The organism is Roseateles sp. DB2 (assembly GCF_051857535.1).
GTDB lineage: Bacteria > Pseudomonadota > Gammaproteobacteria > Burkholderiales > Burkholderiaceae_C > Roseateles_B.
On sequence record NZ_JBPZGY010000001.1, the window covers coordinates 1 to 20,393 of the forward strand.

Consider the following 20,393-nt stretch of genomic DNA (forward strand, 5'->3'; position numbering starts at 1 on the left):
CGTCAGGCTAATATCCCGCCAAACCCCCGGTTCCGCAAGGACCGGGGGTTTTGCTTTTGAGGATCCCATCTTAAGGATCCAATATCCGCGGGCAGCCGGCCGCACTTCGTATTTCGTATTTCGGGCGCCGGCCCTCTGTGAAGTTCCGGGTACTGCTGGCCGCAGCACGGCGCTGCCTTGCGTGGCCTCTCGCCCGTTGCGTCGTCAGTGGCCAGGACACCGTGGGAAGCGTGGCCGCACTGAGTCGTTCAGCCCCGCTTCTGCAATCGAACTGCATCCGCGGCCCACGGGGTACACCCTGCATTTGATCCTGTGTGCGTGGCCTCGGGGGCCGCGAGCCTCCTGGCTTGAGATGTGGGGCGGCGCAGCTCAACGCGTGCACATTCCCAGCATTTCATCGGGCAGGGGCGCAGGTCACTCTTCAAGGACAGCGCTTCGTCGCTTTCGGCTGGCGGGCATGCCCATGACTTCAGATACTGTGAGCACACAATCTGACAGGGCGGGTGGGATCCTATGAAGCAAGTGCAGCGAGCAGAACGCGTGAACCGCAAGAGTGCGGTGTTGGCCGCTGCGTGTGTGCTGGCAGCGAGCGTCTTCATTCCTGCTCAGCCGGCTGATGCCAGCGAGGTTGTCAAGCTGACTCGCCTCGTGCTGACTGGCAAGCGATCCGTTGACAACAGCAAACCAGGGGCCGCTCAGGGGCCTGTCGAGCGCTTGCCCAAGGTGAGCGTCGACGGCTTGCGCATGGATGAGACGCCCACGCAGGTTGCCGGCCAGCTGCGAAGCGGCAGCCGACCGAGCTGATCTTCCGAGATGTAGGCGCGCCCGTTCCGCCCGAACGGGTAGCTGTCTGTCGTCCGCCGTGCCGAGCGCGCTACAGTCCGGACATTCTCCTTGCCTTCCGCGCGCTGATGCCCAAGCTTGTTTCCATCGCCCCCCCGTTGTCTGCTGAGCCAGAAGGAAAGAAGGGCGCAACATCCTCCGGCCCTCAAATTGCAGAAAAATTTCGGGTCTGCGTTCAACCTTCAGACATCGACGGTCAAGGTGTGTTCGCAGCGGAGCCTATCCCTGCCCGCCGCAAGATCGGCGAGATGCGCGGTGAACTGATTTCTGTGGCCGAGGCCAGGCGACGTATCAAGGGGCGTGCGCGCATCCACATGGTGGAGATCAGCGAGCGACGTGCCATTGATGCCACCGACTCCAACGGCCCGCTCCGCTACATCAATCATTCCTGCCTGCCCAATGCAGTGCTGCGCATCCGGCAGGGGCGCGCCGAGTTTTACGCCATGCGTGACATCGAGGCAGGCGAAGAGCTGACCGCCGACTACGGTGAAAGCCATCATGAAGGCCGTTTGCGTTGCGCCTGCGGGGCGCCCAATTGCAAGGGGCGTCTCTAAGAGGCACTGCGTTGCCGGCGCAGCACTGAGGCAGCGCTGAGCGTTTAGGACTTGAGCTGCCGCAGATCCTGCGCGGCAAAGAGGGCATCGTCCACCAGCGTCGAAGCGCTGATGTCCTGCGGCCTGTCATAGGCCTTCTGTAGATAGGCCCGAAGCGCTGCCCCGTCATCCAGCAGCAGGGCTGCAACCACATCCAGCAGTTCCTGCTCGTCCGAAGAAGGCTTGCCTCGCATGCTGGATTGTTCGAGGAAGCCGCAGGCCCACTCACGCGCGCCGACCGGTATTTCAAGCTGGCTTCGCGGCTCATGCGCGCGTTCGGTGGCCCATGGCAAGGTCTCTGCCAATGGCAGGGCATCCGGATCATGCCGCAGAAGTTCCTGGTCCAGGGCGTGCCCCAGCGTCTGCCAGCGCTCTTCCAGCCAGGTCATGAACTCGTCCAGCAGCTCTTGCTCTGCCAGCGTTTCAGCCCAGTCCTCACCCCAATGGGCGTCGAGCACAGCGACGGGATCTTCTGTCATTTGCAGGCAAAGCGCTGCGCACAGCTGTCCATCCAGAAGATCAGGGGATGGGTTGACCAGCGTCTGATCGCGGGCGGGCAGCAGCGTCAAGAGCTGTGTCAGTCGTTCATGCACGGGGCTAGGGCCTGTCAGAAGAAGGGGCGCCTGCAGGCTGACTGACGGTGCGTCGGCCAGCGAGACAAAAAAAGGGGCCTCGACGTAGGCCCCATGCTGCCACGAGCAGGGCGCGAGCTTAGAGGCGTTCAGCCACCCAGGCCTGTACGCTGGCCAGGGCCGCAGGCAGGGCTCGGGCATCAGTGCCGCCGGCCATCGCCATGTCGGGCTTGCCGCCGCCCTTGCCGCCGACCTGCTGGGCCACGAAATTGACCAGCTCGCCTGCCTTGACCTTGCCGACGCTGTCTGCGGTGACGCCGGCAGCCAGCTGAACCTTGTCCCCATCGACAGCGGCCAGCACGATGGCGGCGGTCCTGAGCTTGTCCTTGAGCTTGTCCATGGTTTCGCGCAGGGTCTTGGCGTCGGCGCCGAGCAGCGTCGCAGCCAGCACCTTGAGCCCCTTCACGTCCACGGCCTGAGTCAGCAGCTCATCGCCTTGCGCGGAGGCCAGCTTGCTCTTGGCGGCCGCCAGTTCCTTCTCCAGGCTGCGCACTTGGTCCAGCACGCTCGCCACGCGGTGCTCGAGCTCCGCAGGGGCGGCCTTCAGGCTGCCTGCCAGGCCGTTCACCGTGTCCTCGAGCGACTGCAGATACGCCAGGGCGTTGTCGCCCGTCACGGCCTCCACGCGGCGCACGCCTGCCGCCACGCCACCTTCCGCCACGATCTTGAAGAGACCGATGTCACCCGTGGCCTTTACGTGCGTGCCGCCGCACAGCTCCTTGGAACTGCCGATGCTCAGTACGCGCACGGTTTCGCCGTACTTCTCACCGAACAGCATCATGGCACCGCTCTTCTGTGCATCGTCTAGCGCCATCACCTCGGCCTTGGCTCCGGCATTGGCCAGGATCTCGGCGTTGACAATGGCCTCGACCTTGCGGATCTCTTCGGCCGTCATGGGCGCGTTGTGCGCGAAGTCGAAGCGGGTGCGCTCGGCATTGACCAGCGAACCCTTCTGCTGCACGTGGGCGCCCAGCACCTCGCGCAGGGCCTTGTGCATCAGGTGGGTGGCGCTGTGATTGCGCACGGTCTTGGCTCGGGCCTCGGCATTGACCTGGGCCTTGAAGCCGTCACCCACCTTGACCGAGCCTTCCATGACGCGGCCATGGTGGCCGAAGACATCGGCCTGGATCTTGATCGTGTCTTCCACGAGCACGCGGGTGCTGGCGTTGCGCAGTTCACCACTGTCACCGACCTGGCCGCCGCTTTCAGCGTAGAAGGGGGTGTGATCCAGCACGATCACGGCATCGTCGCCGGCCTTGGCTTCCTGCACGGACACGCCGTCCACATAGACGGCAGTGACCTTGCTGGTCTCGCAGGCCAGGTGCTCATAGCCATGGAAGGCGGTGGCAACACCGCTGTACTCGAGGCCCTGGGCCATCTTGAACTTGCCGGCGGCACGGGCCTGCTCACGCTGCTTGTTCATGGCAGCGTCGAAGCCAGCCTGGTCCACGGTCACACCACGCTCACGGCAGACGTCAGCAGTCAGGTCCACCGGGAAGCCATAGGTGTCATGCAGCTTGAAGGCAGTCTCACCATTCAGTTGCTTGTCGCCCTTGGCCAATGCACTTTCCAGGATCTCCATGCCGTTGGCGATGGTCTGGAAGAAGCGCTCTTCTTCCTGGCGCAGCACTTCGGTTACACGGCCTTCCGCCTGACGCAGCTCGGGATAGGCCTCGCCCATCTGGCGGACCAGCTCGGCCACGATCTTGTGGAAGAAGGGCGTGCGTGCGCCCAGCTTGTAGCCATGGCGGATGGCACGGCGGGCAATGCGGCGCAGCACGTAGCCGCGGCCTTCATTGCCCGGGATTACGCCATCGACCACGGTGAAGCTGCAGGCGCGGATGTGATCAGCGATCACCTTCAGCGAGGCGCTGCCCTTGTCGCAGTCGCCCGCACCAGCGCCATCCACGGCAGCCTTGGCCACGGCCAGCAAGGCCACGAAGGTGTCGATCTCGTAGTTCGAGTGCACGTGTTGCAGCACGGCGGCAATGCGCTCCAGGCCCATGCCGGTGTCCACCGATGGCTTGGGCAACGGGTGCATCACGCCGTCTTCCGTGCGGTTGAACTGCATGAAGACGTTGTTCCAGATCTCGATGTAGCGATCACCATCTTCATCGGGGCTGCCGGGAGGGCCGCCGGCCACCTCAGGGCCATGGTCGAAGAAGATCTCGGTGCAGGGGCCGCAGGGGCCGGTGTCGCCCATCATCCAGAAGTTGTCGGACATGTAGCGGCCGCCCTTGTTGTCGCCGATACGCACGATGCGCTCGGCGGGCACGCCCACCACCTTGTTCCAGATCTCGTAGGCCTCGTCGTCCTCGGAGTAGACGGTGACCCACAGCTTCTCGGCCGGCAGCTTGAAGTGCTGGGTCAGCAGCTCCCAGGCGTAGCTGATGGCGTCCTTCTTGAAGTAGTCACCGAAGCTGAAGTTGCCCAGCATCTCGAAGAAGGTGTGGTGGCGTGCTGTGTAGCCGACGTTGTCCAGGTCGTTGTGCTTGCCGCCGGCGCGGATGCACTTCTGGGCCGAGGTTGCGCGGCTGTAGTGGCGCTTGTCAAAGCCCAGGAACACGTCCTTGAACTGGTTCATGCCCGCGTTGGTGAACAGCAGCGTGGGGTCGTCCCCCGGCACCACGGGGCTGGAGGCGACGATCTGGTGTCCCTTGGATTCGAAGAACTTCAGAAAGGTCTGGCGAATGTCTGCTGCTTTCATGCGGCCACTTTCATTGCGGGCGTGGGCCCGGGGCAAGGGCGTCGGCGACGCGGTAAATACTTGATTTTTAGGGATTTTTGATTATAGGGGCCTGCATTGCCGGAGGTGGCTTTGCGGCCGGGGTAGAGTGCTGTCTCCACACCCCCCCATTCCCGGAGTTTTCAATGGACAGCAAGACCCCCGCCCTGGCCGCCTTGGATGACGCCAGCCTGTTGCGCCAGCACGGCCTGATCAACGGCGAATGGGTGGGCGGTGAGGCGCGCTTTCCGGTGACCGATCCGGCCACCGGCGCACTTCTGGCCGAGGTGGCCAATCTAGGCCCGGGCGAGGCCGAGTCCGCCATCGCGGCGGCCAACGCCGCTTGGCCGGCATGGCGCAGCAAGACGGCGAAGGAGCGCGCGGCCATCCTGATGCGCTGGTATCAGCTGATGCTGCGCCATGCCGATGACCTGGCCCGCATCATGACGGCCGAGCAGGGCAAGCCCCTGGCCGAGGCCCGTGGCGAGGTGGTGTACGGTGCCAGCTTTCTGGAATGGTTCGCGGAGGAGGGCAAGCGCATCTACGGCGAAACCATACCGACCACGGACAACAACAAGCGCTATCTCGTTATCAAGCAAGCCATGGGTGTGTGCGCCGCCATCACGCCCTGGAACTTTCCGATCGCAATGATCACGCGCAAGGTCGCTCCCGCCCTGGCGGCCGGCTGTACCGTCGTGATCAAGCCCGCCGAGGCCACTCCCCTGTCGGCTCTGGCCGTGGCCGAGCTGGCGCAGCGCGCCGGCCTTCCCGCCGGCGTGCTCAACGTGCTGACGGCCGATGCGCAGCGCTCCATCGAGATTGGCCAGGTGCTGTGCCAGAGCGATGTGGTGCGCCATCTGTCCTTCACCGGGTCCACCGAGGTTGGCCGCATCCTGATGCGCCAGTGCGCCCCTACCGTCAAGAAGCTGTCGCTGGAGTTGGGTGGGAATGCGCCCTTCATCGTCTTCGACGACGCCGATCTCGACGCCGCCGTGGAAGGCGCCATGGCCAGCAAGTACCGCAATGCCGGCCAGACCTGCGTCTGCGCCAACCGGCTCTATGTGCAGCGTGGTGTCTACGACGCTTTCGTGGAGAAGCTGGCGGCCAAGGTGATCGAGCTGAAGGTGGGCAATGGCTTCGAGGCCGGGGTCAACCTGGGCCCGCTGATCGATGAGGATGCCGTCGCCAAGGTGGAAAGCCATGTCGCTGATGCCCTCGCCAAGGGCGCCCGCTTGCTGGCGGGCGGCTACCGTGCAGAAGGACTGGGGTCCGGGCAGTTCTATGCCCCCACCCTGCTGGCTGACGTGCGTGCAGACATGCTCTGTGCCCGCGAGGAGACCTTTGGCCCGGTGGCGCCTGTCTTCTGCTTCGATACCGAGGCCGAGGTCATCGAGGCGGCCAATGCCACGGAGTTCGGCTTGGCGAGCTATTTTTACAGCCGCGACATCGGCCGCATTTTCCGCGTGGGCGAGGCGCTGGAGTACGGCATGGTGGGTGTCAACACCGGCCTGATCTCGACGGCCGAGGTGCCTTTTGGCGGCGTCAAGCAATCCGGCCTGGGCCGCGAAGGCGCGCACCAAGGCATCGACGACTACGTGGAAGTGAAGTACCTCTGCCTGGGTGACATCCAACGCTGAAGCTGCCGAAACCGGAGGGCCTCTGTCACAGAGGCCTGGCTGGCGTTCGCCGCGATGGCGAGGGCTGGAGCGGGTGATGGGAATCGAACCCACGTATCGAGCTTGGGAAGCTAGCGTTCTACCATTGAACTACACCCGCTGAGGTGTGGCGCCTGCGCGCAGCGCGACAGGCTGACGCGGATTATAGGCAGGTTCCAGTGCTGCTTAGCCGGACTGCCCGTTGCTCGCCAAGGCGGCTGCGAGTGCAGGGGCCTGCGGGCCGAAGGCGTAGGCATCCATGCCGAGGCAGCCGTAGGTCACGCTGTCGTGGATGCGCAGGGCAGGAGCGTCGTCGCCGCCTGCGCCGGCCGCGATGAACCAGGGCAGCAGGTGCTCGTCCGTCGGGTGCATGTCGGCGGCATGAGGCGCCCGTCGGCGATAGTCCAGCAAGGCAGGCCAGTCCCTGGCTTGGGCCTGTTCGGCCCACCAACTGCGGAACGCCAGCGATTCGGCAATCTCCCGGGCATCGATCGCGGCGTCACCCTGGAAGACGCGGCGCAGATTGTGGGTGATGCTGCCGCTGGTCAGTATCAGCACACCCTGCGTCGTCCAGGGCGCCAGCGCTTGGCCAAGGGTCCACAGCTCCGCGGGGCTGGCCTGAGGCGAGAAGCACAGCGGCAGGATGGGGATGTCCGCCTGCGGGACCATGTAGCGCAGCGGCGTCCAGATGCCGTGATCGAGTCCAGCCATGGCCTGCGTCTGCAACAAGCCTGGCAGCGCGCGCTGCAGCTCCGCGGCCAAGGCAGGGGCGCCCGGTGCGTCATATCGCAGTTGATACAACGCCGGGTCGAAGCCGCCGAAATCATGGACGGCATGCTGTTGCTCGGCCACCAACAGCGTCGGGCGACGTGCCAGGCTGTGCGCCGACACCGCCAGGATGGCGCTGGGACGCGCATAAGGGGCGTGCGTGAGCACTCGGCCCAGCGTCTGCATGAACACGCCCGCGGCACCCGGTTCCAAGGCCGTCATCGGCGAGCCGTGTGACAGGAAGAGGGGTGTGGTGGCAGTGGCGCTGGTCATGGATGCATTGCAGCAGAGCGATCGCCGCACAGGGCTGAGGGGACTTGCACGCTGGGTTCAAAAGCATTGGACGTCCGCCCTTACAGTGCGGCATGGATTCATCGACTGCCTCGGAGCGCCGCCCGTCTGCTGCGCCTGCCCAACGTCCAGCGCCGCCCTCGGTCCTGCTGCTGGCATGGCGCCAGCTGCTGCGTGACTGGCGGGCGGGCGAGTTGCGCATGCTGAGCCTGGCCCTGGTGTTGGCCGTGGCCGCAGTGACGGCCGTCGGCTTTCTCTCAGAACGCCTGGAGGCCGGCCTGCGGCGCGACGCAGCACAGTTGCTGGGCGGCGATGCACTGGTGGCGTCCGACCACCCGATGCCGCCAGAACTCCAGGCACTGGCGCAGCAACTGCAGCTGCGGCGCATGGACAGCGTGACCTTCCCCAGCATGGCGCGCGCTGCGGGCGGCAGCACGCGCCTGGTGACGGTCAAGGCCGTATCGGCCAGCTATCCGCTGCGGGGTCAGGTCTTGCTCACGGACGGCAGGCGCGTGGGCGCTCCACCGCCTGGGGAGGTCTGGGTGGACCTCCCGGTCCTCGATGCACTGGACTTGACGGTGGGTGCCAGTCTCCTGCTGGGGGACAGCCAGTTCAAAGTGGCGGGTGTGATCCTGAACGAGCCCGATCGCGGCGCTGGCTTCCTCAGCTTCGCCCCCCGTTTGATGCTCAACGAGGCTGATCTCGCCGCCACTGGCCTGGTCCAGCCCAGCAGCCGCGTCACCTACCGGATGGCGGTCCTGAGTCCCTCTTCGGACCCGGCGGCGGCGGCTCGCTTTCTGAAGGAGGCTTCCACGCTGATCGAGCGCCAGGGCTGGCGTGGCCTGCGCCTCGAGAACCTGGAGACTGGGCGGCCGGAGATGCGCCAGACCCTGGACCGAGCCAGCCTCTTTCTTCGGCTGGTGGCCATGCTGGCGGCGCTGCTGGCTGCGGTAGCCGTCAGCCTGGCCGCCCGTGATTTTGCGCTGCGGCACCTGGACGACTGCGCCATGCTGCGTGTGCTTGGGCAGTCACAGTCGAGGATTGCGCGCATCCATGTGCTGGAGTTCGCCATAGCGGGACTGCTTGCCAGCACCGTGGGCGTGCTCGGCGGCTTGCTGCTGCATGAGGTCTTCGTTCGGCTCCTGGCCGGGCTGATGTCAGTCAGCCTGCCGCCGCCGGGCTGGGTGACGGCTGTAGGGGGGCTCGGGCTGGGCTTGAGTCTGATGCTGGGATTTGGCCTGGGGCCGGTGCTGCAACTGGCCTCGGTGCCGCCGCTTCGTGTGATCCGTCGCGATCTGGGCGCTGTGCGCATGGCCTCGGGCCTGGTGCTGCTGGCTGGCCTGCTGGGCTTTGCCGGATTGCTGGCCCTGGTGGCGGGCGACTGGAGGCTGGGCCTGGGCACGGCGGGCGGCTTCGCCATGGCCTTGGCCGTCTTCGCCCTGGGCGCGTGGCTGGTCCTGCTTGTGCTTCGGCGTTCCGTACCCCAGGCCGGCGCGCCGCGCTGGCTGGCCCTGGCCACGCGGCAGCTCAGCGCGCGCCCGGTTTTTGCCGTGGTGCAGGTGTCGGCACTGGGCATTGGTTTGCTGGCGCTGGCCCTGCTGTTGCTGCTGAGAACGGACCTGATCAACAGCTGGCGCGCCGCCACGCCCAGGCAAGCGCCCGACCGTTTCATCATCAACATCCAACCCGAACAGGGCGATGCCTTCAGGCGGAGCCTGGACGCCGCTGGTGTGCAAGGCTATGACTGGTACCCGATGATCCGCGGCCGGCTGGTGGCCATCAACGGCAGCGAAGTCAAGCCTGATCAGTTCAAGGTGGAGCGCACCCAGAGACTGGTGGAACGCGAGTTCAATCTCAGCCACAGCGAAACCCTCCCTCCGCACAACCAGCTGGCGCAAGGCCAATGGGTAGCCGACGAGCAGGGGGGCCTCAGCGTGGAGCAGGGCATTGCCCGCGACCTGGGCCTGAAGCTGGGGGACAGCCTGCGCTTTGACGTCGCAGGGCAAATGGTCGAGGCTCGCATCACCACGATACGCAAGCTGGACTGGTCCTCCATGCGCGTCAATTTCTTCGTGCTCTTCCCACGTCGCGAGATGGCGGACCTGCCGCGCAGCTATATCACTGCTTTCCGCGCGCCCGCTCAGGCCACGTCGCTGGACAAGCAACTGGCGCGCGACTTCCCCAACATCACCGCTGTCGATGTGCGGGCTCAACTCGATCAGGTCCAGCAGGTGCTGGACCAGGTCGCCTCGGCGGTGCAGGTGCTGTTCGCCTTCACGCTGGCTGTGGGCCTCATCGTGCTGCTGACGGCCGTGAGCAGTACCCGCGAAGCGCGCATGCGCGAGTTCGCACTGATGCGGGCCATGGGCGCCAGCTCACGCTTGCTGGGCCGTGTCCAGAGCGCAGAACTGCTGGGCCTGGGCCTGCTGGCCGGTGTGCTGGCGGGTGGTGCGGCCTTGCTGATCGGAGCGGTGCTGGCCGCCAAGGTGTTTGAGTTCAGCTGGACGCTCAACCCTTGGCTGGTGCCTGCCAGTGGCCTGGCAGGGGCCTTGCTGGCCTGGCTGGCTGGCTGGTGGGGCTTGCGGGGAGTCCTGCAGAAGCCGGTCATGCAGAGCCTGCGCCTGCAGGACATCAGCTGAGGCGCCAGGCTGCAGCCCGGCTGTGAAAAAGCCCCCGCGCCGAGAGGCGTCGGGGGCTTTTGATCATGGGGACCCGGGAGCCCGCTCAGAACGACTGCCAGTCGTCGTCGCCGTCAGCCTTGGATCCGGAGCTGGCCGCCGTGGGGGCCGGGCTGGGGCTGGCCATGGGGGCGGGGGCAGGTCTTGCCATGGCAGGTCGCGGCGTTGCGCGGGGCGCAGCCGTGGCCGCCATGCTCGAGGTGCTGGGGGCCGGGCTCGGGGTCTTGCGAGGCTTGGCGATGTGCGCCTTGAGCTGCCGTTCCTCTTCGCCCAGGCGGAACACGGAGACGACCTCGGTGAGGCGCAGGGCCTGGTCCTTGAGGCTCTCTGCGGCCGCGGCCGATTCCTCCACGAGCGCTGCGTTCTGCTGCGTCATCTGGTCAAGCTGGACCACCGCCCCATTGACCTGGCCGATGCCCTGGCTCTGCTCCGCGGCAGCCGCGGTGATCTCGCCGATGATGTCGGTGACTCGTTGCACGCTGGAGACAATGTCGGTCATCGAGGCGCCCGCGGCCTGCACCAGGCGAGAGCCGGCTTCCACTCGATCGACGGAGGCACCGATCAGTGCCTTGATCTCCTTGGCCGCTTCGGCACTGCGCTGGGCCAGGCTGCGCACTTCCGAGGCCACCACGGCGAAGCCCCGACCCTGCTCGCCGGCGCGGGCTGCTTCCACCGCTGCGTTCAGCGCCAGGATGTTGGTCTGGAAGGCGATGCCATCGATCACGCCGATGATGTCGTTGATCTTCTTGGAGCTGGTGTTGATCTCCTCCATGGTGGAGACCACCTGGGACACCACGTCACCGCCCTTGGCTGCCGCGTCGCTGGCCGATGAGGCCAGTTGGTTGGCGGTGGTGGCAGCGTCGGCCGTCTGACGCACGGTGCCCGTCAGTTCTTCCATGGAGGAGGCGGCCTGCTGCAGATTGGAGGCGGTCTGCTCTGTCCGCTGCGACAGGTCCTGGGCGCCGACGGCGATTTCGCTGGACGCGGTGGAGATCGAGTTGCTGGCCGAGCGGACGTCGATGAGGATGTCCTGAATCTTCTTGGCAAACAGATTGAACGAGGATGCGATGCGGGCGATCTCGTCGTTGCCGTGCTCGGGCAGACGCTGGGTGAGGTCGCCGCCACCGGCGCTGATCTCGTCCAGCGCAGCTCGCACGCGATCCAGCCCGCCCATGGCGCGGGTGATGGTCGCGGCAATGACGGCGCCGGACAACGCGACCATGATGATCAGGATCACCGCCGCCGCGCGCAGCAAGGAACTCAGCGAGGCCAGGGCCTCGGACTTGTCAGCGGCGAGGATCAGCGTCCAGTTGGTGTCGGCAATGGGCACGCCACGCAGCAGGTAGCTGCCTTCTCCGACGCTGGCCTCCACCCATCCGCCACCGGCAGTCTGCGCAGCTTTCAGGGCGTTGGCGTCCAGGGCGGGCGACAAGGTGCTGGCCGGCTTCAGCGCGAGCTTGCCATCGGGGTGGGCGATGATCTTGCCGTCCTTGTCGACCAGGAAGGCAAAGCCGTTGGGCGTCGGCTTGATGGCCTTCACTGTGGAGACCACGTCCTCCAGGAACACGTCGGAGGCGACGACGGCCTTGGTGCCGCTGCCATCCTTGACGGCACTGGCGAAGGTCACCACCAGTTGCTGGCGCGCCGCGTCCATGTACGGTTCGGTGAGGATGGGCCCGCTGGCCGCTGCAGCCTGCGTGTACCACGGGCGTCCGGTGGGGTCATAGCCCGCAGGAAGGTTCTGGGGCGAATTGAAGGAGATGCGCTTGTCGGCAAAACCGACATAGGCGGCGTCCAGTCGCCCGGACTTGGCGGCTTGCACCAGGAATGGCACAGGCTCGGCCTGGTCGGCGACGGGCTGGAGTGCCGTCACGATGTCGCGCTGGCTCCGGACCCATTGGGCGATCACAGAGGCGCGGGCCGCGGCCAACTGGTCCAGGCCGGCCAACTGCTGCGCGTTGGTGTGCGACTTGACAGTCATGTAGTTGGCCACAGTGGCCGCTGTCAGGGACAGCACGACCACGGCGATACCCAGGGCAATGAGCCGGGTCTTGATTGAGTCAAACATCGTCACTCCTTCTTGGCTCTTAGGCGCGGGGCGGTAGCCGCTCCGTCGTTCTGCTCGTCGCCCCACTGTGGGGTCGAATCGTGGCGGCCCTTCTGCGGGGCCTGCCGGGTGAGACAAAGACCGCCGCCCTTGCGGACCGGCTGTCAAAGGTCAGGGCATGGATTTCCGCGGGATCAAAACGTTTCCCAGTCCCCGTCGTCTGCTGCCTTGGCAGCCGGCGCGGAACGGGGGGCTGGGCTCTCGGTGGGACCTGCAGCCGCCGTGCGGCGGGGCGCGCTCGCAGCGGGCTTGCGGGCCTGGGTTGTGCTGACTACGGACTTCGTCGCGCTGGGCACCGTGGGGGCTGGCGATGTGGGCGACCGCGAGGCGCTTCGGGTGGACGGGCTGGGGGAGGGCGCCTGGTGGCCGCTGACGCGGAACACACTGACGGCCTCCACCAGCCGCTGGGCCTGCTCCTTGAGGCTTTCCGCCGCGGCCGCGGATTCCTCGACAAGTGCTGCGTTCTGCTGCGTCATCTGGTCCAGTTGCACCACGGACTGGTTGACCTGTCCGATGCCATCGCTCTGCTCGGTGGCTGCCGCGCTGATCTCGGCAATGATGTCCGACACCCGCTGGACGCTGCTGACGATGTCCTCCATCGAGTTCCCGGCGTCCTGCACCAGGCGGGAGCCGGCCTCCACGCGGTCCACCGAAGCACCGATCAGGGCCTTGATCTCCTTGGCCGCCTCTGCGCTGCGCTGGGCCAGGCTGCGCACCTCGCCTGCGACCACGGCAAACCCACGCCCCTGCTCGCCGGCCCGGGCTGCTTCCACCGCAGCGTTCAGCGCCAGGATGTTGGTCTGGAAGGCGATACCGTCGATCACACCGATGATGTCGTTGATCTTGCGCGAGCTGTTGTTGATCTCGTCCATGGTGGTCACGACCTGGCCCACCACCTGGCCTCCGCGCGCTGCTGCGCTGTTGGCAGACGCAACCAGCTGGTTTGCGGTGCGTGCCGAATCGGCGGTCTGGCGCACGGTGGAGGTCAGCTCTTCCATGGAAGAGGCCGCGATCTGGAGATTCGATGCGGTCTGCTCGGTGCGGTGGCTCAGGTCCTGGTTGCCTGTGGCGATCTCGGTGCTGGCCGTTCCGATGGAGTCCACGGAGTGCCGCACCGTGCCTATGGTGTCGGCCAGCCGTTGGCGCATGGCTTCGGTATCTCGGATCAGGTCACCGATCTCGTCATTGCGGGTGTTGTTGACACTCTTGGTCAGGTCGCCGCTGGCGATGGCCTGCACGGCATCGCGCAGGTCCTTCAGCGGTCGGGCGACCCAGTTGCGCATCATCCAGAACAGGCCGTAGCCCAGGGCCGCCGTGGCGCCGCCCAGCAGGATCCAGAAGGGCACCATGGTGCGCCAGTGGCTGGCCAGGGCTTCGCTGCTGGAGACCTGCGACACGACCCAATAGCCGGCAGCATCATTCTTCCTGAGTACCGCGACATAGGAGCTGCCGCCGGCCCCCAGGACATTGGGCGTGCTGGACAGGTAGCCGTCGCTGGTCTTGCCCAGCTCGACCAGGAAGGGCTCGACATCGGGCGACAGCTCGCTCACGGCCTTGCCCTTGGCCGTCGGGTGAGCCAGGAATCGTCCGCCCTTGCCGTCCTTGCCGACGGCCACCACATAGGTGCCGCCAGTTTCGAAGAAGTGGGAATCCTTGGCCATCTTCTCCATGGCCTTCTGGAAGCCGTCCATGTCCAGCGCAATGGCCAGGATGCCGATGACTTTGCCGGCTTCGTTCTTGATGGGGTCGTAGTAGGCCATGTAGGCCTTGCCGTTGAGCACGGCACGGCCCGCGAAGGGCTGGCCCTGCATCATGGACGCGAAGGCGGGGTGATCCTTGCCCAGCATCTGGCCGATCGAGCGTTCGCCACTGGCCGTCTTGAGGGAACTGGTGATGCGGACGAAATCGCCATCCTTGGCCGCGAACACGCTGGCGGCGCCGCCGGTGGTGCCGGCGAACTTGTCGACCTGCGTGGTGTTGCCGTTCAACTTGGGACCCCAGTCCCGCAGGTCGCCTGTCGCTTCGTCCAGCTGGAACACAGGGCCGAATTCCTGCCTGAAGGCGCCGTAGGACTGTTTCACCATGGTCTTGGCGACTTCGTCCATGGCATCGAGGGCATCGATGAGCGTCTGGGTTTTGTCGCCGACCCAGGTGATGGTGCGCTCGTGCGCGACGCGCGTCAGCAGCACGCTGAGGATGGCGCTTGTGCCCAGCAGGATGGCCGCGATGGCCGTGACGCCCACCATGGACACGCGGCGCGCGATGGAGGTGGATGAGCTAGACATTCCGGAAACTCCCAACTCTCAAAATGAGGTGCACCTCCCACCTCTGAAATCTGCAGCGAGGTGGGTGTTCTCCCGCTACCGGACCGTGCCCGCCTCAGCTGGTCAGGCTGTCCATCAAGCCCATGTCAGCACTGCTCATGAGGCCCTCGATGTCCATCAGGATCAGCATGCGATCGCTGACGGCGCCGATGCCGGTGATGAAGCTCGTGTCGACGGCGCTGGCGTTGAGCTCCGGCGCAGGGCGGATGGCATCGCGCGACAGCTCCAGCACGTCTGAGACCGAATCGACCACCGCGCCCACGACCCGGCTCTTGACGTTCAGCACGATGACGACAGTGAAGCTGTTGTACTCGGCCGTCGGGCAGCCCAATTTGAGGCGCAGGTCCACGATGGGGACGATCACGCCACGCAGGTTCACCACGCCCTTGATGAAGTCGGGCGAGTTGGCAATGCGCGTGGGCGGTTCGTAGGAGCGGATTTCCTGGACCTTGAGGATGTCGATGCCGTACTCCTCAGCGCCCAGGCGGAAGGTCAGGTACTCACCGCTGGCCGGGCCATGGTTCTTCACCGCGACGGCGCCGCCTTCATGTCGAACGACCTGATTCGATTGTTGGACGATTTCCATGTTGACCTCAGCAAGGGTTGATTGAATCGTTGATCAGTTCTCAAGGGCTCAGAACGTTTCCCAGTCCCCATCGGCAGGAGCGGCAGCCTTGCTGGTGGCAGGCTTGGGAGCCGTCGGCGCGGCGAGGGGGCGGGTGGATGGTTTGCTCGGCACCGGCTTGCTGGCCACCGAGCCGGAAGAAGCCGCGCCAGCGCGTGGCTTGGCGACCGCGCTGCCAGCATGCGGGCTCGCGCTGCGGCGGGGCTTGCCGACGTTGGAGGACAGCTCCACGCCGCCGGTGATCTTGAAGCGCCCCACGGCCTGGGCCAGTTGCTCCGCCTGGTCGCGCAGGCTTTCGGCGGCTGCGGCGGACTCCTCGACCAGAGCGGCATTCTGTTGAGTCATCTGGTCCAACTCGACCACCGACTGGTTCACCTGGCCGATGCCATCGCTCTGCTCGCTGGCAGCCGCGGTGATTTCGCCGATGATGTCGGTCACGCGCTGCACGCTGGAGACGATGTCCGTCATGGACTCGCCCGCTTCTTGAACCAGACGCGCGCCGGTCTCCACCCGCTCGACGCTGGCGCCGATGAGGGTCTTGATTTCTCGGGCGGCCCCGGCGCTACGCTGCGCCAATGAGCGCACTTCGCCGGCCACCACCGCAAAGCCGCGACCCTGCTCGCCCGCCCGTGCTGCCTCGACAGCAGCATTCAGCGCCAGGATATTGGTCTGGAAGGCAATGCCGTCGATGACGCCGATGATGTCGCCGATGCGCTTGGAGCTGGCGTTGATCTCGTCCATGGTGGCCACGACCTGGCTCACCACCTCGCCGCCCTTGGCCGCGGCCGAGGAGGCTGAGCTGGCGAGCTGATTGGCCGTGCGTGCGGAATCCGCCGTCTGCTTGACCGTGCCGGTCAGCTGCACCATGGAGGAGGCTGCCTGCTGCAGATTGCTGGCCGTCTGCTCGGTACGGCCGGAGAGGTCCTGGTTGCCGCTGGCAATTTCCACCGAGGCGGTGCGGATGTGATCCGCCGAGGTTCGCAACTGGCCCACCAGATCCTGCAAGGCCTTCTGCATCAATTGAAGGGAGTGCAGCAGGTGGGAGGCCTCGTCCTTGCCTTCGATCGGACGGTCATCGTTGGTGAGGTCGCCCTTGGCAATGGCACTGGCAAGCTCCTCGGCGTCGGCCAGGGGCTTGCAGATGCTGTACATGTTCAGCAGGGTCAGCGGAACGACCACCACCGCGCTGGCGATCAGCACGATCACGAAGACCATCAGCACATTGCCCTGGGTCTTTGCGGCTGTTTCCTGCAACTGGCGGGAGTCTTTCAGCAGGATGGCCTGGTAGTCCATCACCAGCTTGTCCGCCTCGGCGGCCAGATCTTTGGCATTGGCCAGCATGCGGTCTGCCACGGCGGCGTTGTCATAGGCGCCAGCTTCCAGCTGCTGAAGCACGGGCCTGGCCTTGGCGTCGTAGTCTGCAAGCACCGCGGGCAGGCGGCTCAGCGGCCCGGTATCGGCGCCGCGCTGCAGCGCCTTGCCAAGCTTGAGCACCTCGTCGCGAGACTGTTCCCAGCGCTGCCGCAGAGCCTTCACATTGTCCGGCTTCTCATAGTTGACGATCATGTCCTTCTCGTGGCGGCGCATGTCGCCCAGGGCATGGACCAAACTGGTCAGCTCCGTGGAGTCGTTGACCGAACGCTGAAGGATGTCGTCGGACTGCTTGCGCATGGAATTCATGCCAAACAGGCCCACGCTGCCCAGGGTCAGCAGCAGGGTCAGCACCATCACGATGGCGCCGATCATGCGCAAGCGGATGCTGAACTGACGCAGCAGCGAGCTCATGCTCATTAGAAATGCTCCCAGGAGCCCCGCCAGGGGGCCCATTCAATATCAATGACGAGAACGACGGACGAGGCTGCCCACGTCCAGGATCAGGGCCACCCGTCCGTCGCCCATGATGGTGGCGCCGGAGACGTCGGTGACCTTGCGATAGTTGGCTTCGAGGTTCTTCACGACCACCTGCTGCTGGCCCAGCAACTCATCGACCAGCAGGGCGACGCGGCCGCCCTCTGCCTCGACGACGACCATGATGGAGCTGACATGCTCGAAGTCGAATCGCGGCACATTGAAGACTTGCTCCAACTCAACCACAGGCATGAATTCGTCACGCACCTCGACGACCCGTCCGGAGCCGCCCACCGTCTTGATGGTGTCAGGCTGGACCTGGAAGGACTCGACCACGGACGACAGAGGCAGGATGTAAACCTCTTCGCCGACGCCAACGCTCATGCCGTCCATGATGGCCAGCGTCAGAGGCAGGCGCACCGAGACCTTCATGCCGTAGCCTTCGGCCGAGTCGATCTCGACGGTGCCACCCAGCTGGGTGATGTTCTTCTTGACGACGTCCATGCCCACACCGCGGCCGGACACATCGGTCACCTGGTCCGCGGTCGAGAAGCCCGGCGCAAAGATCAGGCCCCAGACTTCCTGGTCGGTCATCGTGTCCGGGGCGTCAATGCCCTTTTCGCGCGCCTTCTTGATCAGCTTGTCGCGATTCAGGCCGCGGCCGTCGTCACGCACCTCGATCACGATGGAACCGCCCTGATGGGAAGCCACCAGGGTGATGGTGCCGTGCTCCGGCTTGCCCTTGGCCAGACGCTCGGCCGGCGACTCGATGCCGTGGTCGCAGCTGTTGCGCACCAGGTGGGTGAGGGGATCGGTGATCTTCTCCACCAGACCCTTGTCGAGCTCAGTGGCTTCACCCTGCGTGACCAGCTCGACGCGCTTGCCCAGCTTGGCGGCCAAGTCGCGCAGCATGCGAGGAAAGCGGTTGAAGACCACCGACATGGGAATCATGCGAATGGACATCACCGATTCCTGCAGGTCCCGCGTGTTGCGCTCCAGGTCGGCCAGGCCGGAGGACAGTTGCTGGTACAGCCCCGGATCCACATTGCGCGAGTTCTGCGCCAGCATGGCCTGGGTGATCACCAGTTCGCCGACCAGATTGATCAGTTGGTCGACCTTCTCGACCGAGACGCGCAGCGTGGACTGGTCCATGCCACCACCGGCTGCGCGCGGCTCGACCTTGGCCGCGGGCCGAGCCGCAGCGGCCACAGGCTTGGGCGCCTCGGCAACGGCCTTCACCTCGGTGCCGGTGCTCGCTGCTGAAGGCGGCATGCCGGGGGCGTCGTCGAAGAATCCGTAGCCGGGGTCTTCGTCCTTCTTTGCCGCCAGCGGAGCGCCGGGCGCACCGTCATGGAAGCCATAGCCTTCGCCCAAGGGCGACAGTTGCACCTGCTCCCTGGCCACGTGGAAGGTGAAGAGATCCAGCAGGTCATTGTCAGTGCTGGTCGTCAGCACCTTGAAGCGGCGGATGCCGTCTGCGGCGATGCCGCCGTCCAGGGGCTCTATCGTGCCCAGGTCGGTGATTTCCTTGAAGAGTTCGACCAGGTTGTCCGCCTGCGCGGGGTTGCTCAGGGGGCCGACCTTCAATTCCAGCTGGCGGGCTACCGGACCTGCGGGTTTGGCTGGGGCGGGAGCGGCGGCCGCTGGTGCAGGCGACGCCGTGGCGGCCTTGGGCGCAGGGGCGGGGGCGCCATCCAGCGTGCCGCCATCGACCAGGGTCTTGATGCTCAGCAGCAGATCGCTGGTGTCCACCGGGGCAGCACCTGAGCCCTGGTGACGGCCCAGTTGCTCGCGCAGGGCATCGCCCGACTGCAGCAGGACGTCCACCATCTGCGAGGTGGGTTGCAACTCATGGCGACGCAGCTTGTCCAGCAGCGTCTCCATCTGGTGCGTCAGTTCGGCGACATCGCTGAAGCCGAAAGTCGCTGCGCCACCCTTGATGGAGTGGGCGCAGCGGAAGATGGCGTTCAGTTCCTCGTCGTCAGCGGTCTCGATGTTCAGGTTCAGCAGCAGCTGTTCCATGTTGTCGAGGTTCTCACTCGCCTCTTCAAAGAAGACTTGATAGAACTGACTCAGGTCGATGCCCGCGCTGAGGCTGGCGCCTTCGGAGGTCATTTCTCCCATGCTTTACTCCTGGCGTTGCTCGGGGCCTTAGCGGATCACCTTGCCGATCACTTCGATCAACTTCGCCGGGTCAAATGGTTTGACCAGCCAGCCGGTGGCACCGGCGGCTCGGCCGGCCTGCTTCATCTGGTCGCTGGACTCGGTGGTCAGGATCAGGATGGGCGTGGTCTTGAACTTGGGGTTGTCGCGCAGCTTCTTGGTGAGGCTGATGCCGTCCATGCGCGGCATGTTCTGATCGGTGAGCACCAGATCGAAATCGCGCGTACTGGACTTCTCCCAGGCGTCCTGCCCGTCCACGGCCTCCACCACGTTGAATCCTGCGTTCTTCAGCGTGAAGGAGACCATCTGGCGCATCGAGGCCGAATCGTCTACAGCAAGAATTGAGTGCATCGCTTTCTCTCCGGATAACTAGCTGATATCGACTGGATCGAGTCGATCCTTAGAACAATTCAATGGACCCCGCGTCCATCTCGTCCTGCGTCACGGGGTTGGGACGCAAGGGCGCGATCTCGACGACGGTGGTGCCGTCCTCGTCATCGCCAAAGGTGTCGCGGGCCAACTGGTCTGCGCAGTTGCGCAAGCGCTGGCTCGTATGGGCGATCAATTGGGTGGCCATGTCCTGGAACTGCAGGGCGGTGATGGCGCCGGCGATGTCTTCCATGACGCGATGCAACTCGCTGCTGCCGTTTTCGTCGGCCTGCTCGGCCGCGCGGCGCAGCAGCCCATGCAGGATGCTGGAAGCACTGAAGAAATGGGTGGAGAGCGATTCGCCAGCATCATCCAGCAGGCGCTGCAGACGCTCCAGATCGTTGGTCACCGTCATCAGGTGATCCTGAAGTTCTGCCGCGGCCAGGAGGGGAAGCATTCCCGATTCCGGGGCGGAGGTTTCATTCATCAGCATCTTGGCTCCACGGGTTTTGTCTCTGCAGCAGCTGCCGTTCGCATCGAGCGAGGAATCCCCCGATCGACCATTCCGAGCCATGTGTTCATGACGCGATCTTCGGCATTTCTTGTGGCGATGTCGACAGGACTTGTTGTTCAAACTTGGGCTATTTCCATCCTTCGGCCAATAGTTCTCATATTGGTCCTAGGGTTAACCCTTTATTTGGGGTTCTGACAGCGAGGGACTGTCGTTTTCCAGCAGGTCATTCCCGTGGGAGAGCGACCGGCCGTTGGCATA

14 protein-coding genes and 1 tRNA gene are annotated in these 20,393 nt (G+C 65.3%); 4 read left to right on the forward strand and 11 right to left on the reverse strand.

Translation table 11 applies throughout. The features are described from left to right. Positions 1-540 precede the first annotated feature (540 nt). Together ACS5PK_RS00005 and ACS5PK_RS00010 are read left to right on the forward strand one after the other, a co-directional pair. Complete coding sequence (locus ACS5PK_RS00005) at positions 541-804, forward strand: hypothetical protein (protein WP_439438237.1); 264 nt, start codon at positions 541-543, stop codon at positions 802-804. A gap of 107 nt (positions 805-911) precedes the next feature. Then, positions 912-1,397, forward strand: coding sequence for an SET domain-containing protein (locus ACS5PK_RS00010; protein WP_439438238.1), 486 nt, complete (start codon positions 912-914; stop codon positions 1,395-1,397). A 44-nt stretch (positions 1,398-1,441) separates the two neighbouring features. Here ACS5PK_RS00010 and ACS5PK_RS00015 read toward each other — a convergent pair whose 3' ends face one another. Then, on the reverse strand, positions 1,442-2,005 hold the full coding sequence (locus ACS5PK_RS00015) for a UPF0149 family protein (protein ID WP_439438239.1): 564 nt from the start codon (positions 2,003-2,005) through the stop codon (positions 1,442-1,444). 142 nt (positions 2,006-2,147) lie between these two features. After that, positions 2,148-4,775 (reverse strand): alanine--tRNA ligase, encoded by a 2,628-nt coding sequence (alaS, locus tag ACS5PK_RS00020; RefSeq protein ID WP_439438240.1) that lies wholly within the window; start codon positions 4,773-4,775, stop codon positions 2,148-2,150. A gap of 164 nt (positions 4,776-4,939) precedes the next feature. On the opposite strand from alaS, the gene ACS5PK_RS00025 reads away from it, so the two are divergent. Next, positions 4,940-6,430, forward strand: coding sequence for an NAD-dependent succinate-semialdehyde dehydrogenase (locus ACS5PK_RS00025; RefSeq protein WP_439438241.1), 1,491 nt, complete (start codon positions 4,940-4,942; stop codon positions 6,428-6,430). A gap of 65 nt (positions 6,431-6,495) precedes the next feature. On the opposite strand, the gene ACS5PK_RS00030 is transcribed toward ACS5PK_RS00025, so the two are convergent. Continuing rightward, positions 6,496-6,569, reverse strand: a tRNA-Gly gene (locus ACS5PK_RS00030). 65 nt (positions 6,570-6,634) lie between these two features. Next, entirely contained in the window at positions 6,635-7,489 is an 855-nt protein-coding gene (locus tag ACS5PK_RS00035) for a dioxygenase family protein (RefSeq protein ID WP_439438242.1), read from the reverse strand. 92 nt (positions 7,490-7,581) lie between these two features. Here ACS5PK_RS00035 and ACS5PK_RS00040 point away from each other — a divergent pair, with 92 nt between their 5' ends. Continuing rightward, entirely contained in the window at positions 7,582-10,146 is a 2,565-nt protein-coding gene (locus tag ACS5PK_RS00040) for an ABC transporter permease (protein WP_439438243.1), read from the forward strand. An 85-nt stretch (positions 10,147-10,231) separates the two neighbouring features. Here the strand turns inward: ACS5PK_RS00040 and ACS5PK_RS00045 are convergent, their stop codons facing one another. The 7 genes from ACS5PK_RS00045 to ACS5PK_RS00075 form a co-directional block, all read right to left on the reverse strand. Next, positions 10,232-12,253 carry a methyl-accepting chemotaxis protein gene (locus ACS5PK_RS00045; protein WP_439438244.1) on the reverse strand — a complete coding sequence of 674 codons (2,022 nt, stop codon included), beginning with the start codon at positions 12,251-12,253 and terminating at the stop codon, positions 10,232-10,234. Positions 12,254-12,426: 173 nt separating this feature from the next. Further along, positions 12,427-14,577 carry a methyl-accepting chemotaxis protein gene (locus tag ACS5PK_RS00050; RefSeq protein WP_439438245.1) on the reverse strand — a complete coding sequence of 717 codons (2,151 nt, stop codon included), beginning with the start codon at positions 14,575-14,577 and terminating at the stop codon, positions 12,427-12,429. A gap of 94 nt (positions 14,578-14,671) precedes the next feature. Beyond that, on the reverse strand, positions 14,672-15,202 hold the full coding sequence (locus ACS5PK_RS00055; protein WP_183105294.1) for a chemotaxis protein CheW: 531 nt from the start codon (positions 15,200-15,202) through the stop codon (positions 14,672-14,674). A 48-nt stretch (positions 15,203-15,250) separates the two neighbouring features. Beyond that, a complete protein-coding gene (locus tag ACS5PK_RS00060) occupies positions 15,251-17,032 on the reverse strand; it encodes a methyl-accepting chemotaxis protein (protein WP_439438246.1) in 1,782 nt (593 codons plus the stop codon). Positions 17,033-17,074: 42 nt separating this feature from the next. Beyond that, the gene (locus ACS5PK_RS00065) at positions 17,075-19,213 is read right to left on the reverse strand and encodes a chemotaxis protein CheA (protein ID WP_439438247.1); all 2,139 of its coding nucleotides are present in this window, start codon (positions 19,211-19,213) and stop codon (positions 17,075-17,077) included. A gap of 27 nt (positions 19,214-19,240) precedes the next feature. Next, a complete protein-coding gene (locus ACS5PK_RS00070; protein WP_183105291.1) occupies positions 19,241-19,603 on the reverse strand; it encodes a response regulator in 363 nt (120 codons plus the stop codon). Between the two features lie 49 nt (positions 19,604-19,652). After that, the gene (locus ACS5PK_RS00075; protein ID WP_439438248.1) at positions 19,653-20,036 is read right to left on the reverse strand and encodes a hypothetical protein; all 384 of its coding nucleotides are present in this window, start codon (positions 20,034-20,036) and stop codon (positions 19,653-19,655) included. Positions 20,037-20,393 lie beyond the last annotated feature (357 nt).

Excerpts from the sequence above, each read along its gene's own strand:
- ACS5PK_RS00010 (WP_439438238.1), top strand. The coding sequence starts at position 912 with ATGCCCAAGCTTGTTTCCATCGCCCCCCCGTTGTCTGCTGAGCCAGAA.
- alaS (WP_439438240.1), bottom strand. The coding sequence starts at position 4,775 with ATGAAAGCAGCAGACATTCGCCAGACCTTTCTGAAGTTCTTCGAATCC.
- ACS5PK_RS00025 (WP_439438241.1), top strand. The coding sequence starts at position 4,940 with ATGGACAGCAAGACCCCCGCCCTGGCCGCCTTGGATGACGCCAGCCTG.
- ACS5PK_RS00050 (WP_439438245.1), bottom strand. The coding sequence starts at position 14,577 with ATGTCTAGCTCATCCACCTCCATCGCGCGCCGCGTGTCCATGGTGGGC.
- ACS5PK_RS00035 (WP_439438242.1), bottom strand. The coding sequence starts at position 7,489 with ATGACCAGCGCCACTGCCACCACACCCCTCTTCCTGTCACACGGCTCG.
- ACS5PK_RS00040 (WP_439438243.1), top strand. The coding sequence starts at position 7,582 with ATGGATTCATCGACTGCCTCGGAGCGCCGCCCGTCTGCTGCGCCTGCC.
- ACS5PK_RS00060 (WP_439438246.1), bottom strand. The coding sequence starts at position 17,032 with ATGAGCATGAGCTCGCTGCTGCGTCAGTTCAGCATCCGCTTGCGCATG.
- ACS5PK_RS00045 (WP_439438244.1), bottom strand. The coding sequence starts at position 12,253 with ATGTTTGACTCAATCAAGACCCGGCTCATTGCCCTGGGTATCGCCGTG.
- ACS5PK_RS00065 (WP_439438247.1), bottom strand. The coding sequence starts at position 19,213 with ATGGGAGAAATGACCTCCGAAGGCGCCAGCCTCAGCGCGGGCATCGAC.
- ACS5PK_RS00055 (WP_183105294.1), bottom strand. The coding sequence starts at position 15,202 with ATGGAAATCGTCCAACAATCGAATCAGGTCGTTCGACATGAAGGCGGC.
- ACS5PK_RS00075 (WP_439438248.1), bottom strand. The coding sequence starts at position 20,036 with ATGACGGTGACCAACGATCTGGAGCGTCTGCAGCGCCTGCTGGATGAT.
- ACS5PK_RS00070 (WP_183105291.1), bottom strand. The coding sequence starts at position 19,603 with ATGCACTCAATTCTTGCTGTAGACGATTCGGCCTCGATGCGCCAGATG.